Genomic DNA, 18,153 nt, shown 5'->3' on the forward strand with positions numbered 1-18,153 from the left:
TATGATTGGGACTGAAATACAAATACGAGCAAGATTTTAGTTTATTAAAACACATTTTTTCCTCATCTTGCGGTCACAGTAACGCCTGCACTGTCCGCAGATGTCATACCCGAGCATGGCTCCCAAAATGAAATCCTCTTCCGGTGTCAGCTGATTCAGCGGACGTGTAACTATCATCCGTATGGCATTGATACACTCGTCCTTGCCGAAAAACAGATTGATACGTTCATTGTCTACCTCCTGAATGATAAACTTTATACGCTGTCTCTTCAGACGGTTCACGGCAAACTCCTGATTTCTCCTGTTCATGGTGTAAAGTACCATCTGTCGTACCCCCTTCTTGAACTCATACACATGGTTCAGGAACACTTTCATGTCCGTAGGATTTACATTCTGCATCATCATAGGCTATAGGTTTTATGTATAAATATCTTTACAATAATGTTTTGATATGTTCAGTCCATGCAGTCACTCTCTCATCAGTCTTGCCGCTCTCGTTCATCTCGTCTATGGCAAGCCCTACGAACTGTCCGTCTACAACAGCTACAGACGAAGAGTAAGTATAATCAGCGTCAGACACACCATTGATAAACTCACATCCTGTACCCTTCAAATCTTCATAGATGATTCCCATACCGTCGCAGAAAGTATCTGCATACGATTCCGAATCTCCACATCCAAACAAGCCTACAAGCTTACCGCTCAGGTCAAGTCCTTTCAGGAGTTTGATTCCGTCGTACCAGTCGTCCTGCAATTCTCCGTCGCCCCATGTAGATGTACCAAACAGAAGGACATCGTATGAGTTTACCATCTCTGCAGTCATCTTGCTCACATCGTACACATCAGCTGAAGAAACTCCCAATTTACCTGCAATTATTCCTGCTACCGCCTCCGTAGTTCCTGTAGTGGAACCATAAAAAATTCCTGTCTTTTTCATTTTCTTACATTTAATTGATTTGACATTGCAAAGTAACTATGAATGTAAAGATTTTGAAATACCTAAAATTAGGTATTTTGCAGGCCGTTTCGGATGCGTAAATACATAAAAATAGGCAGTAAACACTGACTGTTTAGCGTTTACTGCCCGTTTGCTGCATGTTCACAGCTATTATAAGAAAACAACAAATTAAATAGATGAACCGTTTTTGAAATACTGGTTCATTATAGACTTATATGGAATTTCAATCTGACTGTCATCTGCACCATCAATTGATGAATTAGACGAACGTTTGAACTTGATTATAATCTTCTCAGGTACATATCCATCAATACCTATAAAGCTTGACAAATCGAAATGACGAGTTTCTGTTCCGGTACTTTTTCTGTTAACGTTGTTATCAGCATCATCCACTACATGAACAAAATTGAGAGTCAGAGTGTTGTTATCTACCTCTTCACCTTCTTCTGCAACATCCTGTATAAGATAAAAACGATGTTTATCCAATTCTGCACTCTGGTCGTCCGAGTCTGCAGTTTTTTCATAATAATAAGTCAGATTGATAAACATATTTGTTTTGTCATAAAACTGCACAGACGATGAAACAGTATTCATAGGTGCGTTCGACTCCATTTCTCCATAATTTCGATAAATCTCACCGATAGGTAATAATCCCTGTATCTCAGCTTCAATCTTAGAAGTATTCTGAGTTATTGTTCTTGTATCAAATTTATAAGTCACATATGCAAAACCACCATCATTGAAAGTTCCCGTCAAAGCATCAGAATTAGTCGGACTGACAACATAATTACCTGCGCTCTCAAAACTGTAATAGCCTGGGAAACCGTCTATCCTCATTATCTCAGTACGTGTAGTATACGGATCCGGATCACCCAAACAAGAACTTAACCCACATGTTGCAATCAAAGCGGTAAACAGCACCGCAAACTTTGTTTTTTTCATAAATATCTTTCTCTTTTAAATTTAATAACACTATACATGAAATGCAGAACACATACAAATACTGCATAACACTTAAAAAAATTATTCTATCGCTGCAAAATCGTCCAAATGTTCGTCCACATATTCGGCTATGGTAGCAGTTACCATTTCCTCCATATCCATGAACTGTTCCTCCAAGTCATCGAATGCCTCATACTGTTCGTACATAGCCATGAAGTCCTCGTCTGTACAGTCTTTCTGCAAGTCCTCTTTATTAGCATCATATATCGCCTTTGCATCATAAATCAGTTTCGCAAAATCCTTTGCACCAAACATCCTCATAGCCTTGGCAAAAGGATTCTCAAAAATATAAGGACCATATCCGTTCTGAATCAACTGTACGAATCCACCTTCAAGCACTTCTTCACGGAAAAAATGATACCCCAACAATGAGTGCTGGTAACCGTTGAGCAAAGGCATTGTCTCGGCTGTTATTTCACCGCCTGTCACTTCTATATACTTATCCGTAAAAACCTTCAGAAAAGCGTCCATTCCTTCTTCCGCTCCCCTGCGCAAATCCTCATCAGATACTGTTATTTTTTTTGTTTCCATACTGCTGTTTTTTTATTTATATGGACAAAGGTAAATAAAAAAGAGATTTTTACATATAAGTATCTTCAAAAAAATGCTTCGTCATTCGTCCCGAAACGCTTCGTCGTTTGACTTAAAACGCCCCGTCGTTTTTATACAGTATTTCCGGCAGAAAAAATTGATACATTTTATAACAAATGCCAACGTACTTTTATATATTTGCAATAGCAACAGAAATTGGTATGAATTATGGACAAAGATATAACTTTTTTCGCTGTTTCGGATAATGAAGCGGTCAATTCATCCGTAAAGGGAATATCGGAAGGATGCGGACCGGTGAAACATATATATAATGTAGAAATCAACGAAATAAATACTTCGGAAGGGATAAGAAGGATATGCAGTCTGGCAGATACGGATTTTGTTCTGCTGTATACCAAACCTTATCCTCTGAATCTCGGATATAAAGCCATTGAGCGTATGACGGACTATCTCACTCCTGAATGTGCCGGCATGGCGTATGCCGACCATTATATTCTGAAGGAGGGAGTGTGTGCGCCTCATCCGGTCATCGACTATCAGGAAGGCAGCGTACGCGACGATTTCGATTTCGGCTCGCTGATAATGTTCAGAACGGATGTTCTCCGTAGGGCTGCGGAGAGTCTTAAGGCACAGAAGGAGTATTATTACTCAGGACTTTACGCTTTAAGGCTCGCTGTTTCAAGAATCGCGAGGATTGTACATATAAGGGAGTTTCTCTACACCGAAGTGGAGGATGATTTGCGGAAATCGGGAGAGAAACAGTTCGACTATGTAGACCCGCGCAACCGCAATGTACAGATAGAGCGTGAAGAGGCGTTTACCTTTCATCTGAGAGAAATCGGTGCGTATCTGCCGCAAAGAACAAGGCTTATAGATACTGAAGAGGGGGATTTCTCATGCGAGGCTTCTGTGATTATTCCTGTGAGAAACAGGGTGAGAACCATAGACGATGCCATCAAATCGGTGTTGGAACAGGAAACGGATTTCAAATTCAACGTCATAATTATAGACAATCATTCTACAGACGGAACGACTGAGTGTATTGACAGATACAAAGACAACGAAAAGGTGGTACATATAGTTCCGGAACGTACGGACCTCGGTATTGGAGGGTGCTGGAACATGGGTATCGACCATCCGGCGTGCGGACGCTATGCAGTTCAGTTGGACAGCGACGACCTCTACAGCAGTCCTAAAACTCTGCAAACCATTGTATATAAGTTCCGTACAGAGAAGTGCGCTATGGTAATAGGCTCATACAGAATGACCAACTTCGGTCTGGAGACATTGCCACCGGGGGTGATTGACCATAAGGAATGGACTGACGGGAACGGACATAACAATGCCTTGCGTATAAACGGATTGGGTGCTCCGCGTGCTTTCTATACTCCGTTGCTGCGTGAAATCAGAGTGCCGAACACAAGCTATGGAGAGGATTATGCTCTCGGAATGGCTTTCTCGAGAAACTATAAGATTGGAAGGATTTATGATGTGGTATATCTGTGCCGCCGATGGGAAGGAAACTCGGATGCAGCACTGAGCATAGAGAAAATAAACCTGAACAATGCGTATAAGGACAGTCTGAGGACTCTCGAAATAAACATGCGACGCGGATTGGCGGAAAGGGAAGCCGACGAATTTACTGCCACACAGTTTGAGAAATGGGAACTCTGCCGCAAGAATCATGAAGCATTGAAGGGTATAAAAACGAAATGTGTAAATATAGGCGGCAATACTATAAATGTACAGTTCAATCCGGCAAGGGCTGTGTCTACTATGGCTAAACTGGACAAATCGTCCATTGATGCCCGTCCGTGCTTCCTATGCACGAATAACAAACCGGAGGAACAGGATTCCATCAGCATTGATGCCGGTATGAGGTTCAGCATCAGGATAAACCCGTACCCTATCCTGCCCGGACATCTCACCATCTCTTCGGAAGAACATATTCCGCAAACACTTGCCGACAAGGCTGAAATGCAGTTGCCGATGAAAATTCTGCAAAAGGTAGAGGATTATTTCGGACAGGGATATACCATCTTCTACAATGGTGCGAAATGCGGTGCTTCAGCTCCTGACCATTTTCATTTCCAGGCTGCAAGGAAGATGGATATTCCTTTTATCGCACAATGGAATGAGATTTTCAAATCAGCCATAGAGGATGATACTGCCGGAATGCAGAGCGGCGATGTATGCAAGGCTTATTCCGTAAACGGATTCGCCTGTCCTATAAAGGTCTTTACATCGCTTTCAGGGGATATTGACACAGCGTTGCTATTCAGATATTTAGACTCTCTACCTGTACACGAAGGCGAGCCGGAGCCACGGTACAATATGTTTGCGTGGAGGGGTGACGAAGGCAGATTCATTTGTGCTTATTTCCCTAGGGAGGCACACAGACCGTCGTGCTATTTTGCCGAGGGAGAGGAACAGATACTTGTCAGTCCGGGTGCTTTGGACATGGCCGGACTTATAGTAACTCCGCGCGAAGAGGATTTCAGAAAAATCAATGAGGCTGACATAACAAGGATTTACAAAGAAGTTTCATCATGGAAAAACCATATATAAACGTAGGTATAATAACCGGAAAAGAGATATCATTCACACTGAACGGCAGTTTCCTGACTCCTGACGGAACGGTGCTAACCGGACTGCAAAGGGTTTCTGCCACCGGAAACGGTAAGTTTCTGTTCGGCAAGGATGAAGTGGAAACGGTAGAATTAGTGCCTGAGAACAGCGACAGCTCGTTCACGCTGCACAATGTCACAATAGGTATCTCCTACCACTGGGAAAGACAGGAGGAGCAGACTTTCACCGGAAAGCTGAAGCTGATTACTGACGGCGGAAACGTGATAGCGGTAAATATTCTGCCGGTGGAGGATTATCTGGTGAGTGTGATTTCGTCCGAGATGTGCGCCACTTCATCAGTGGAGTTTCTGAAATCACATGCGGTGATATCACGAAGCTGGCTTTTGGCTCAGATTAAGAACAGAGGGAAGAATGTACATAAATCTTTACAAAAGGACTGTACAGAAGATGAAAACAGCTTAATCAGATGGTACGACCGCGAGGACCATACGCTTTTCGATGTATGTGCAGACGACCACTGTCAGAGGTATCAGGGGATAACAAAGGCATCCAATCCGTCGGTGGCAAAGGCGGTGAAAGAAACTGAGGGTATGGTACTTATGTACGGCAATGACATCTGCGACGCAAGATTCTCAAAATGCTGCGGAGGGGTATCGGAAACATTCGACACTTGCTGGGAGGATAAGGATTATCCATATCTGCAACCTGTAGCGGACAATGCGGACTGCGGCTCTATACCGGACCTGAGCATAGAGGAGAATGCCGACAAATGGATACGGAGCAATCCTGATGCTTTCTGCAATACACACGACGAAAAGGTTCTGAAACAGATACTTAACAACTATGACCGCAAAACGACTGATTTCTACCGCTGGAAAGTGAGATACTCGCAAAAGGAGATATCGGAACTTATTCACAGGAAAACGGGAATTGACTTCGGTGGGATAAAGGACCTGATTCCTATGCAGAGGGGTAAGTCGGGAAGAATCTCCAGACTGAAAATTGTTGGAACGCTGCGTACTATGGTAATAGGTAAGGAACTGGAAATAAGACGTGCCTTGTCGGAAAGCCATCTGTTCAGCTCTGCTTTTGTGGTGGATAAGACCGATGGTCAGGACTGTATGCCGGATGGATTTGTAATCACTGGTGCCGGATGGGGACACGGAGTGGGTTTATGCCAGATAGGTGCCGCCATGATGGGGGAAAAGGGATATTCCTACGATAAAATTCTTTTACACTATTATAAGGGAGCTGAAATAAGGAGAGTCTATTAAATGAATAAAACAATGAAAACACGTTCGCCATGGGCATGGGTACCTTCGCTGTATTTTGCCGAAGGGCTGCCCTACGTGGCCGTTATGATAATATCGCTCGTGATGTACAAGCGAATGGGGATTTCTAACACTGAAGTGGCTCTTTACACCAGTTGGCTTAACCTGCCATGGGTTATAAAGCCGCTTTGGAGTCCGTTTGTAGACATCATAAAGACCAAGCGCTACTGGATAACTGCCATGCAGTTGCTGATAGGTGCCGGACTGGCCGGGATAGCTTTCACCATTCCTACGGATTCGTTCCTGCAGACTACTCTCGCTATTTTCTGGCTGATGGCTTTCAGTTCTGCCACTCACGACATAGCGGCCGACGGGTTCTACATGATAGGGCTTACGCAACACGAACAGGCTCTGTTTGTAGGTATCAGAAGTACTTTTTACCGTCTTGCCACTATCACAGGGCAAGGTGGACTGATAATGCTGGCCGGATATCTGGAAAGCAGCGGAGGGAGCATCAGCCGCGCGTGGAGCATCACTTTCTACATTCTCGCGGGACTGTTCATCGGGCTGTGGCTGTATCACAGATGGATTCTTCCGCGTCCGTCGTCGGATATAAAAGTGAACAGCAATGGCTCAAAAGGTATTCTGTCATCCTTCACAGGTACATTCCGCTCTTTTTTCAGTAAGGAACAGGCTGCTATAGCTATACTGTTCATGCTGCTCTACCGTCTGCCTGAAGCGCAACTGGCCAAGATGGGTATCCCCTTCCTGCTCGACCCTATAGAAAAGGGCGGTATGGGAATGACCACAGAGCAGATAGGTTTCACACAAGGGACAGTGGGTGTGATAGGCCTTACGCTCGGCGGTATATTGGGAGGAATAGCCGTTTCGCGCCAAGGCCTGAAGAAATGGCTCTGGCCTATGGTATGGGCTATATCGCTGCCCGACATCGTTTATGTATATCTCAGTTTCTTCCAGCACAGCAGTCTGCCGGTTATAAATTTGTGCATCTTCATCGAACAATTCGGCTATGGTTTTGGTTTTACTGCATATATGCTTTACATGATTTATTTCTCGCAAGGGGAAAGCAAGACTGCACATTACGCAATATGTACGGCATTTATGGCTTTGGGAATGATGCTGCCGGGAATGATAGCCGGCTGGCTGCAGGAAACAATGGGGTATCGCATGTTCTTCATCTGGATAATGATATGCACGGCTGCCACATTCTGGGTTACATCATTGCTGAAGATTGACAATGAATTCGGCAAGAAATAATTTGTGAGTAATTTTTGAATTCTCACATAATCTTATATCTTTGCGATGTATTAACAATAAAACCAAGTAAAAATGAAAAGAAATCTATTTTCAGCATTGGCTGTTCTGACAAGTATATTTTTTATCAGCTCGCTTTCTTCATGCGGCGACAGTTACTCTCCTATTACGCTGACGAGCAAGGATGAAAAGACTGTTATCACAAACAATGACACAATAAAGCTTACTAAATTTACCGATGGTGAGCAATATAATATAAAAGGCGGGAACGGTAAATACTTTCCTGAAATCATAAACAAGAAAGATACTGAGATATTCAAATTCTCATACGATGGAAATACAATCTCGATTACACCTGTAAATGAGGGTAGCAGCTATCTTAACATTAGCGACAGCGAGGAAAACGCAAGCAGATTCGTTGTGACAGTAGAGAAAAAGGACAGACATTACAATGTAGAAAGCGTAAGTGCTACAGTGGAAGGTGACGACCTGACTGTTGGTACTCAGAAAGAGCTTGTAAATCTGATAATCTCTGAATCTGATATAAAGGCCGGTGGAAAATTCGACTTCCAATATACTAATTCCACCAACGGTATAGTAAAAATCTTGTCATCAGAAGGTTCTCAATACAAAAGCGGAAGCTTCGTTGAAACAAAATCCTATAATCCTGGAAACGGTGAGGAGATATCGTCATTCAAGATTACAATATCAGAAAGTGAAATATTCACATTATATCTCTCAGAAGAAAAGATGACATTATCGAAAGATGTGACGGACAGATATAAGGGACAGAAACATGAATACAATAACTTGGAAAAGGCTTACCTGATATATAATCTGAGCGTTGTTCCTACAGAAGACGAATAATCAAACAAAAATGACAGACAGACCGGAACACATCGACATACAGTCTTTTGATTTTTTCCAGAGAATAGAAAAAATACATACTCAGCCCGCAGCGTCGCAAGACAACCTGCGGGCTAAGTACATTTTGCTATATAAGGTTCTGCAACAGGCATGCTACGAACTGACCACGGGAGTGACGGCCTCATTCGCAAATATGTTCTCCAGACTGGACTTCATCTGCAAGGAAAAGAAGATGACTCCATCGGACAGATATGCCATTCAGACCATGAGGCGTAACTGCAACTCGGCCATGGGTGACAACTTCCGGCCGGACATGAATGAGTATCTCTACGACCTCAGGGCTATAGTGAGATTTATATCGTTAGGCTTTGAAGAGGACATTCCGGCATCCATACTTCCGCAGATACCACACTCCAATCGTCCGTACAGCGGGACACGCCTTTCGCATATACCATACGTCAGAGCATCAGTGAACAGCTGGAACGAGAATCTGATTTTCGCATCTACGGACAGCGACGAGGACCTGATGATAGTAATAAACTATGCCAAAGGTGGATTCAACGGCGATATGCTGTATCTGAACGACCTGCTGGAGGAGAACATGCAGATAAACCTGCTCGGAGTGAAGGTGGACGAGGAAAACCACTATATACCGGAGCTGATAATACTCCACCCGGATTTCCTTCTCGACATCAGTTCGCTGGCTTCGTGCTTCAGGGAGTACGGACATCATCCGCTGAACTATTTCATGAGCCGCATAAAGCCTAAGGTAAGCAATCCTCACACGCTTATGGGTAACCTGGCCGGACAGTTTCTCGATGACTATATCAACGAAAAGAATACGGAGCCTGTGACATATGCCGGCAGTCTGAAGAAATTCTTCTCGGCTTCGGCACTTGATTTCTGCACATGTACCCCACCGGAGAATTTTCATGCCATGGCGCAGACGCAGATGATGAATATACGCTCTTTCGTAAACGACAAACTGCCGCACAGCATACATTCGTTCGACAGAAACAAGGTCATGCTGGAAGCATCGTTCATATGCGAGAAACTTGGTTTGCAGGGGCGCGTGGACTTGCTGCAAAAAGACTTCAAGGTCCTTATAGAACAGAAGGCCGGCAAAAAGGACGAGTACAACAGGAGGCATAAGGAAGACCATTTCATACAGATGATGCTGTATCAGGGCGTTCTGATGTACAACTTCGGAAAGGCCACAGAGGATATGCAAACCTTCCTGCTCTACTCCAAATATACGGACGGACTTATAATAGAGCATTTCACGGACAAACTCTTCCGCGAAAGTATCAAGCTGAGAAACATGATAGTGTGCAATGAAATGGCCTTCAGCGAAGGGGTTATCTCGAAAGTAACGGAAGAAATAGACACTGACTTGCTGAACGAGCTGCAAGTGCACAACAAACTCTGGACCGACTACCAGGAGCCGGAACTGTATAAAACTATTCAGACTCTGAAACACTGCTCACCACTGGAAAAGGCTTATTTCCAGCGATTCTTTACTTTCATATGCAAGGAATCTGTACTGTCGCGCACAGGAGGCAACGACGACTCTTCCAGAGGTTTCGCCTCGGTATGGAACACTCCATTGGCCGAGAAAATAGAAAACGGCAACATTCTTACCGGTCTGAAAATAAAGGACAAACGCAAGAGTTCGCCAAACAAGGGATATGACCTGATAGAACTAAGCATACCTGTGCAGGGAGAAGACTTTCTGCCTAATTTCAGAAAGGGAGATATAGTAATATTCTATCCGTACACTGACAAGCCTGACGTGAGAAACGAGATTCTTATGAAAGGCAACATTACGGAAATCACTCATGACAGTGTTACCATAATACTGAGAAACGGACAGCAGAACAAGGATATAATAGGTGGCGATGACGAAACTTTTGCCATCGAACATGACTCATCGGACGTTTCGGCATCGGCCGGGATAAGAGGACTATTCTCTTTCCTGTCGGCACGCACGGACAGAAAGGAGCTTCTCTTAGGAAGCAGGGAGCCGTCGTTCAATGACAAAATAAAGCTGAACGGCAGTTACGGACGCTTTGATGAAATCATCCTAAAGGAGAAACAGGCAGAGGACTATTTCCTGCTTGTCGGCCCTCCGGGTACGGGCAAGACCTCGTGCGCGCTGAGGTTTATGGTGGAAGAAGCTCTTTCGGAGAAGAATACCTCTCTGCTGCTATTATCGTACACCAACAGGGCTGTAGACGAGATTTGCAGTATGCTTGTTGATTCGGGAATTGCATCCGAAACGCCTTTCATCCGCATAGGGCATGAAATGTCGTGCGACAGAAGATTCGAACCGTTCCTGCTGAAAAACCAGTTGGAAGACTGTCCGAAACTTGCTGACATCAAAAATAAGATTTCGGACACAAGGATATTCGTAGGTACGACCACCTCCATAAACAACAGGCTTAATCTGTTTGATATCAAGCACTTCGATATGGCAATAATAGACGAGGCCTCGCAGATTCTTGAACCGGACCTGATAGGTATACTATCCGCAAGAAGTGGCAACAACAATGCGATAGACAAGTTTGTGCTTATCGGCGATTACAAACAGCTGCCTGCCATCGCACTCCAGAATGCGGAATGTGCCAAGGTAACAGACCCGCTTCTGAACGTTATAGGACTGTACGACTGTAGGAACTCACTGTTCGAAAGACTGTACAGGCAGAGTGACGAAAGGGCTAAAAGCGTACTGAGAAAGCAGGGACGAATGCACCCGGACATAGCTGAATTCCCGAACACCACATTCTACAGCCGTGAGTGTCTGGAATGTGTACCTCTACCTCATCAGGAAGAGGAATTGCCATATGCTGACATACCGGAAAATCCGGATATGATAGAAAAGCTTCTCACTTCAAGGAGAATGGTTTTCATCACTGCACCTACCCCGGAAAACATATCCGCATCATCGGACAAGGCCAACATAAACGAGGCAAGAATCATAGCCGCATTGCTGAAAAGAATCTACAGTCTGACGGAGAACTGTTTCGATGCAGACAAGACGGTAGGAATCATTGTGCCTTACCGCAACCAGATAGCAATGATAAGGAAGGAGATTTCATCTCTCGGCATTCCGGAGCTGATGAATATATCCATCGACACAGTAGAAAGATATCAGGGAAGCCAGAGGGATATCATTATATATTCCTTCACCGTAAGAAACAGCAGCCAACTGAACTTCCTGACATCTAACACTTTCCGCGAGGAGGACGCAATCATCGACCGCAAACTGAATGTAGCCATCACACGCGCAAGAAAGCAGATGATACTGACAGGCAATCCGCAGGTACTCAGCGCAAGCATCACATTCTACAAACTGATGGAATATATCCGTATGAACAACGGATTTATAGAAACTGATACGGAAGATTTCTGTAAAGGTAACTTCAGAATACCTTCATACAATATGAACTGGGAAACGGACGAGAAATCGTATTTCATAAAACCGGAGTTTGAACAGGCTTTCAGAGATATAATAGAAAAGCAATATTCCGAAAGTACCTCTCTGTCAGGAATGGGTATCACCCGTGCCAAAGAAGTGATTTCGTACGGAAGAACGGATTTCAACTCTCTGCACGGACTGAAAGCCGACGACTATACCCTACTGTTCAACTTCCACGAGATGAGAAAGCAATACTCGGCTGCCATGGCCATGTACGAGGACTGCGGAAACTGGCTGAGGGAGGCTATACGTAATGTATCTGGCAGAGTGGTATTCTGCGATATATCATACGAATCTGCTGCATCGGGACTGGCATTCATCGATCTGTGCAGACAGCTGAATCATACGGATATATATTACTTGGGAATATATCCTACGGAAGAGATGGGAAAGGCAAGCGAGAGGTTCCTGACATCCGAAAGCTACAGACACGTGAAATGGAGTCTGTATCCACGCATCACGGCTGTAAGCGACGGATTCTGGAAATCGCATTCCATACTTCCGGAACTTGTGATTTTCAATATGTCGAACATTATGGGCAGTATATCTCCTCTCGAAGCAAGGCATCTCGCAATGCACATAAACCAACTGGTGCATGCACGTCCTACGAACCACTATATCACCATTTACAGGGATGATGCGGGGAATATGGCAAACCGGAATGCATATATGGCTTTCTGCAGCCACCTGGAAAAGGAGTTCATCAGCCTCAACGAGCAGATGCCTATGATATCAAGATATTATCTGGGAAAGAATGGTAATATCCCTGAATACAAGGAGTTTATTTACGAAATCAAATCAAACAGATAAAGAACAGCAATGACAAACAATACGAAACGTGCAGTGATAATGGGTGCTACGTCAGGATTAGGATATGAGGTGGCACAAATTCTGCTTTCAGATGGTTGGAAGCTTGGACTGGCAGGCCGCAGAGAAGAGAATTTAAGAAAGCTACAGTCGGAATTCCCCGATCAGGTATGCATAAAGACCATAGACGTAAAGGACAGCAATTCCGACAAAGCGCTCCTCGCTCTTATTGACGAGCTCGGCGGTATGGACATATACTTCCACAGTTCGGGCATAGGATATCAGAATGCCAGACTTGACGCTGATATAGAACTGAATACACTTGAAACAAACGGAACCGGATTTACCAGATTAGTAGGTACTGCCTTCAGATATTTCAAGGAGAAAGGCAAAGGACACATAGCTGTGATTAGCTCAATAGCCGGAACTAAAGGATTGGGAATAGCACCAGCCTATTCTGCAACCAAGAGATTTCAGAACACATATATAGATGCACTCGAGCAGCTTGCCGGAATGCAGAAACTGAATATCCGTTTCACAGACATACGTCCAGGATTCGTTGCAACAAGTCTGCTTAACGACGGCAAGAACTATCCTATGCTGATGAAAGTACCATATGCAGCCAGACTGATAGTAAAAGCCTTAAGGAGAAATAAACGAGTAGCCATAATAGACTGGAAGTACAGCATCCTGGTATTCTTCTGGAAACTAATACCAAGATGTATCTGGAAAAGGATGAAAGTGAAAAACTAAATCATGCAGTATGCAGAGTTTTCTCTTTCTCCACGATATGGCATAATCTGCGATAGACATATCTGAATGCCGGAAGAAGGAAGGCAACAGCAAACATCCATGCCACAGGGTCGCCAAAGCATACTGCCCAGTATCCCCACATAGGAACTGCTACCACACTCACCAATATACGGGCTATCATCTCTGCCACACCGGAAAGCATTGAAAGCTGGGTATAGCCTGCTCCCTGAATGGTATATCTGAATATGCATACCATACCCAAAAAGATGAAGAATGAAGCCGATATATGCAGAAACAGTGCTGTATCGGCCAATACTTCTGTTTCCGAAGCATCAACAAACAACATCGCTATCTCTTCGGAGAAGTTCCACAAGACCAGATTCACCATTGCTACATAAGCAACAGTAAGCAACATTGATGCTTTGACGCCCTGCCATATTCTCTCCGGTTTTCCTGCTCCGTAGTTCTGTCCGCTGTATGTAGCCATTGCCATACCAAGACTTTCAAGCATACAGAGGAAGAACATCTTTATCCTCATGGCTGCCGTGAATGCTGCCACACATGCCGTTCCCAAGGCATTGTTGGAACTCTGAAGCATTATACTGCCGATGGCTGTTATGGAAAACTGGAGTCCCATAGGTGCACCTATGTAGAGCAACTGTTTTGCCAGTTCCGGTCGGAAACGTCTGTCAGCCGGGGCAGTCTTAAGGATATCGAACTTGCGGTACATATACTTATAGCACATCAGTGCCGATACTCCCTGCGAAACAACAGTGGCTATGGCCGCACCGGCAACACCCCATCCCAACACAAGGATACAGACCAAATCGAGAACAATGTTCAGTACTGTAGATATAAGAAGAAACCAGAACGGAGTCTTACTGTCGCCCAACGCACGTATGATGCTGGAAAGAAGATTATAATAGAAAGTACACGGAATTCCGATAAAAGTAACCAAAAGATATAGATACGCTCCTTCCATGATATTATCAGGTGTCTGCATCCATTTCAAGATATAGGCACAGAGAAGACTCGTAACAATAGCTATGGCAACAGACATCACTCCCGCCAGTTTCAGACTGACAGACACAAACCTGCGCATGGTGACATAATCGCGCGCACCGAACTTCTGAGCCACAGGAATACCGAAACCGCCGCAACATCCGTTGCAGAAACCAAGGATAAGAAACACGACAGACGTACTGGCACCGACAGATGCCAATGCATTGATACCAAGAAACTTACCCACAATGGCAGCATCGACAAACGAATATGTCTGCTGAAGCAGATTTCCCAATAAAAGAGGAACTGTGAAATTCAATATTAGAGGCAGAGGAGCCCCTGATGTCATCTCTTTAGACTTTGCCATATATCCTGTACTTTTTACCGGGATGCAAAGGTAATGTATTTTCCACACTCATAGACTTATGGTTATTGGGATTTTAACAAAAAATAAACTGCACCGGACGATATTGTTCTCACAACCATCATCCGATGCAGTCTATAATATTATTCGAACACTGTTTAAACAGTATTTAAACGGTGTTTAAAAGCCATTTAAATGATATCAGATACCAAGAGATTTCTTGACAGCTTCAATCTTTTCTTCTGCGTCAGCACATGCTCCGGCATAACACTTAGGACAAGCCATTTCGCCCTTGATTTCCATATAGAACTTAATCTTCGGTTCAGTACCTGAAGGACGTACCGAAATCTTAGTACCGTCTTCTGTGAAGAACTGAAGTACGTTAGATGGTTCCGGCATATCGATGTCAGTTACATTACCGTTGCCGTCTGTAGCCTTAAGAGTCTTGTAGTCCTTAACGAGAGCAACCTTAGAACCGCCAAGTTCCTTAGGAGGACATGCACGGAAGTTGTCCATCATAGCCTTGATTTCGTCAGCACCGCTCTTACCCGGTTTAGTTACGTTTACAGTCACTTCCTTAGAGAAGCCGTATTCTACATAGATTTCCATCAATACATCATACAATGTCTTGCCCTGGTCTTTGGCCCAAGCACAGATTTCAGCAAGAAGAGCACAAGCAGAAACAGCATCTTTATCGCGAACGAAATCTTCAGCCAGGAAACCGTAACTTTCCTCACCACCACCGATGTACTGTTTGATTCCTTCGTTCAGGCGGATCTGACGTGCAATCCATTTGAAACCGGTGTAGCAGTCGTACATTTCGATGTTGTTCTTGTCAGCCACAGCCTTGATAAGTTCAGTAGTAACGATAGTCTTAACAACGAATTCATTACCCTTCATCTTACCCATAGCGATACGGTTCTTGATGATGTAGTACAAGAAAATCAAGCAAGTCTGGTTACCGTTGATAAGTACCCATTCGCCTTCGCTGTTCTTGCAAGCCATACCCACACGGTCAGCGTCAGGGTCGGAAGCCATAACGATATCGGCATCGATACTCTTTGCAAGGTTGATAGCAAGTGTAAGAGCCTCAGCGTTTTCAGGGTTTGGAGATATTACTGTTGGGAAGTCACCACTCTTGACCATCTGTTCCGGAACGCAGTGAACATTCTCGAATCCCCACATCTTAAGAGCCTGAGGTATAAGCATCATACCTGTTCCGTGGATAGGAGTATATACAATCTTGAGGTCTTTCTGACGTTTGATAACTTCAGGGTCGATAGAGATAGAGTGAACTTTTTCCAGATAAACATCGTCCACATCCTTACCGATAATCTGGATAAGGTCCTTGTTGCCTTCGAACTTGATATCAGCAGCAGAAGAAATCTTGTTTACTTCGTCGATGATACCCTTGTCGTGTGGAGCAAGTACCTGTGCACCGTCATCCCAGTATGCCTTATAGCCGTTGTATTCCTTAGGATTGTGTGAAGCAGTAAGGATGATACCGCTCTGGCAGCCAAGGTGACGGATAGCAAACGACATTTCAGGAGTAGGACGCATATCGTCGAAAAGATATACCTTGATACCGTTTGCAGAGAAGATGTTTGCAGAGATTTCAGCAAACAGACGGCTGTTGTTACGGCAGTCGTGACCAACAACTACAGAAATATCTTTCTTGCCGGCAAAACATTTATTAAGATAGTTAGACAATCCCTGAGTAGCAGCGCCCACAGTATAGATGTTCATACGGTTTGAACCTACACCCATGATACCGCGCAAACCACCTGTACCGAATTCAAGATCCTTATAGAACGCTTCAATCAGGTCAGTCTTGTCTTCGTTTTCTATCATACGTTTTACTTCTGCCTGAGTTTCAGCATCATAAGCAGGAGTCAACCATCTCTGAGCTTTCTCAGTACAAAGCTTAATTAATTCTTCGTTTCCCATGATTAATTGTTATTTAAATGATTATGTGATTAATTACCCACAAAAATATAAAATGGTATCAAATTATCCTAATATTTTTTATTAAAAGAGGATGTCAAAAGAATTTCTACTGCTTCTGAGTAACTAAAGCGGAGTTTTCAGGATTTTTATCCCAAGATGAACTTAAACCTTTAGTGAAACTCTTCGACACAGAAACCGTTACACGTACGTGTAACGGGTGGAACACGAACGTGTAACGCGCGTAACACGTTCGTGAAGCGGGCGTAACACGTACGTGTCACGCTTTGTTCTTATCGGAGTTTTATCTTATGTCTCCTCAGTCTTTCCTCCATCATATAGGACGGAATTATTGATTTAAGTGTTTCCAGCACGGCATTTACGGCACGCTCCCTTATGAAATCGTCTTTTATAAGTATGGAGATACACCTTTGTGCAGGAGGATTAACATTCAGATGCACTACGTTTTCCTTCTGCACGTCGGACAGAAAAGGAATGTGAAGCTCCGGAATAATGGTATATCCGCCGTTGCGGTCCACTATTCTGACAAGTGTTTCTATGCTCCCGGCCTCGTAGATATGGTTTCCTATATCCTTGTTCTTACAGAAGTTCATCGCACCGTTCGGTACGCAATGTCCCTCCTTAAGAATCCACATATGCTCGGCCGGCAGATTTCCGCTTGCTATTATCTTCCGGGCCTGACTGCACCCGGACGAGAAATATGCCACGAACTTTTCTATATAGACCGGTATTTCCAGTATCCCTTCCCTATCCTCCGGCAAGGTGGAAATGGCTATGTCTATGTTGCCGAAACGGAGCTCACGCATGAGGGAGGCATTCTCCTTCTCATCAATAAACAAGTCAACATCGGGATGGGCACTACGGAAATGATGAATGAAGTCCGGAACAAGATACGGTGCAATAGTGGGAAGTATTCCTATCCTCAGACTGCCTTTCATAGTACCTGTTTCGTCCGAAACGAGTTCCTTTATCCTCTGCGATTCATTCAGTGCTATCTGTGCCTGACGTATTATTTTCTCTCCAATGGCCGTCGGAGCAATGTTCTTTCTGTCGCGGCTGAATATCTTCACGTCAAGCTCTTCTTCAAGCTTCTGAATCATGGCGCTAAGTGTAGGCTGAGTCACACCGCATGCCTCGGCTGCAAGTACGAAATGGCGGTACTTGTCAAGTGCCACGATATATTCCATCTGTTGTAAATTCATGGTTCAATAGATTGTTATGTAGGTCGGCGGCATTACTGCCGCTTTCCCCATTAAGAACTGTACATGCG

13 protein-coding genes are annotated in these 18,153 nt (G+C 44.1%); 6 read left to right on the forward strand and 7 right to left on the reverse strand.

Translation table 11 applies throughout. The features are described 5' to 3' along the window. Positions 1-36: 36 nt before the first annotated feature. From QZ379_RS05420 to QZ379_RS05435, 4 genes are all read right to left on the reverse strand, one after another. Positions 37-405 (reverse strand): DUF2023 family protein, encoded by a 369-nt coding sequence (locus QZ379_RS05420; RefSeq protein WP_291560005.1) that lies wholly within the window; start codon positions 403-405, stop codon positions 37-39. A gap of 28 nt (positions 406-433) precedes the next feature. Continuing rightward, positions 434-937 carry a flavodoxin FldA gene (gene fldA / locus QZ379_RS05425; RefSeq protein ID WP_291560011.1) on the reverse strand — a complete coding sequence of 168 codons (504 nt, stop codon included), beginning with the start codon at positions 935-937 and terminating at the stop codon, positions 434-436. Between the two features lie 189 nt (positions 938-1,126). After that, complete coding sequence (locus tag QZ379_RS05430) at positions 1,127-1,900, reverse strand: hypothetical protein (protein ID WP_291560018.1); 774 nt, start codon at positions 1,898-1,900, stop codon at positions 1,127-1,129. A gap of 81 nt (positions 1,901-1,981) precedes the next feature. Next, the gene (locus QZ379_RS05435; RefSeq protein WP_291560026.1) at positions 1,982-2,491 is read right to left on the reverse strand and encodes a DMP19 family protein; all 510 of its coding nucleotides are present in this window, start codon (positions 2,489-2,491) and stop codon (positions 1,982-1,984) included. 228 nt (positions 2,492-2,719) lie between these two features. On the opposite strand from QZ379_RS05435, the gene QZ379_RS05440 reads away from it, so the two are divergent. The 6 genes from QZ379_RS05440 (at position 2,720) to QZ379_RS05465 (ending at position 13,552) form a co-directional block, all read left to right on the forward strand. Beyond that, on the forward strand, positions 2,720-5,080 hold the full coding sequence (locus tag QZ379_RS05440; protein WP_291560035.1) for a DUF4922 domain-containing protein: 2,361 nt from the start codon (positions 2,720-2,722) through the stop codon (positions 5,078-5,080). Then, entirely contained in the window at positions 5,062-6,375 is a 1,314-nt protein-coding gene (locus QZ379_RS05445; RefSeq protein WP_291560041.1) for a SpoIID/LytB domain-containing protein, read from the forward strand. The genes QZ379_RS05440 and QZ379_RS05445 overlap by 19 nt, the downstream gene beginning before the upstream one ends. A gap of 12 nt (positions 6,376-6,387) precedes the next feature. Then, positions 6,388-7,650 carry an MFS transporter gene (locus QZ379_RS05450; RefSeq protein WP_291560045.1) on the forward strand — a complete coding sequence of 421 codons (1,263 nt, stop codon included), beginning with the start codon at positions 6,388-6,390 and terminating at the stop codon, positions 7,648-7,650. A 72-nt stretch (positions 7,651-7,722) separates the two neighbouring features. Continuing rightward, on the forward strand, positions 7,723-8,514 hold the full coding sequence (locus tag QZ379_RS05455; RefSeq protein ID WP_291560052.1) for a hypothetical protein: 792 nt from the start codon (positions 7,723-7,725) through the stop codon (positions 8,512-8,514). Between the two features lie 10 nt (positions 8,515-8,524). Continuing rightward, complete coding sequence (locus tag QZ379_RS05460; protein WP_291560063.1) at positions 8,525-12,802, forward strand: AAA domain-containing protein; 4,278 nt, start codon at positions 8,525-8,527, stop codon at positions 12,800-12,802. 9 nt (positions 12,803-12,811) lie between these two features. Next, complete coding sequence (locus tag QZ379_RS05465) at positions 12,812-13,552, forward strand: SDR family NAD(P)-dependent oxidoreductase (RefSeq protein ID WP_291560071.1); 741 nt, start codon at positions 12,812-12,814, stop codon at positions 13,550-13,552. Between the two features lies 1 nt (position 13,553). Here QZ379_RS05465 and QZ379_RS05470 read toward each other — a convergent pair whose 3' ends face one another. The 3 genes from QZ379_RS05470 to QZ379_RS05480 form a co-directional block, all read right to left on the reverse strand. Further along, positions 13,554-14,921 (reverse strand): MATE family efflux transporter, encoded by a 1,368-nt coding sequence (locus QZ379_RS05470; RefSeq protein ID WP_291560076.1) that lies wholly within the window; start codon positions 14,919-14,921, stop codon positions 13,554-13,556. A gap of 198 nt (positions 14,922-15,119) precedes the next feature. Next, positions 15,120-16,865, reverse strand: a complete 1,746-nt coding sequence (locus QZ379_RS05475; RefSeq protein ID WP_291560082.1) for a phospho-sugar mutase — start codon at positions 16,863-16,865, stop codon at positions 15,120-15,122. A gap of 290 nt (positions 16,866-17,155) precedes the next feature. Next, complete coding sequence (locus tag QZ379_RS05480; RefSeq protein WP_291560088.1) at positions 17,156-18,085, reverse strand: LysR substrate-binding domain-containing protein; 930 nt, start codon at positions 18,083-18,085, stop codon at positions 17,156-17,158. Between the last annotated feature and the right edge of the window lie 68 nt (positions 18,086-18,153).

Source organism: Bacteroides sp., from assembly GCF_019417265.1.
Taxonomy (GTDB): Bacteria; Bacteroidota; Bacteroidia; order Bacteroidales; family Bacteroidaceae; genus Phocaeicola.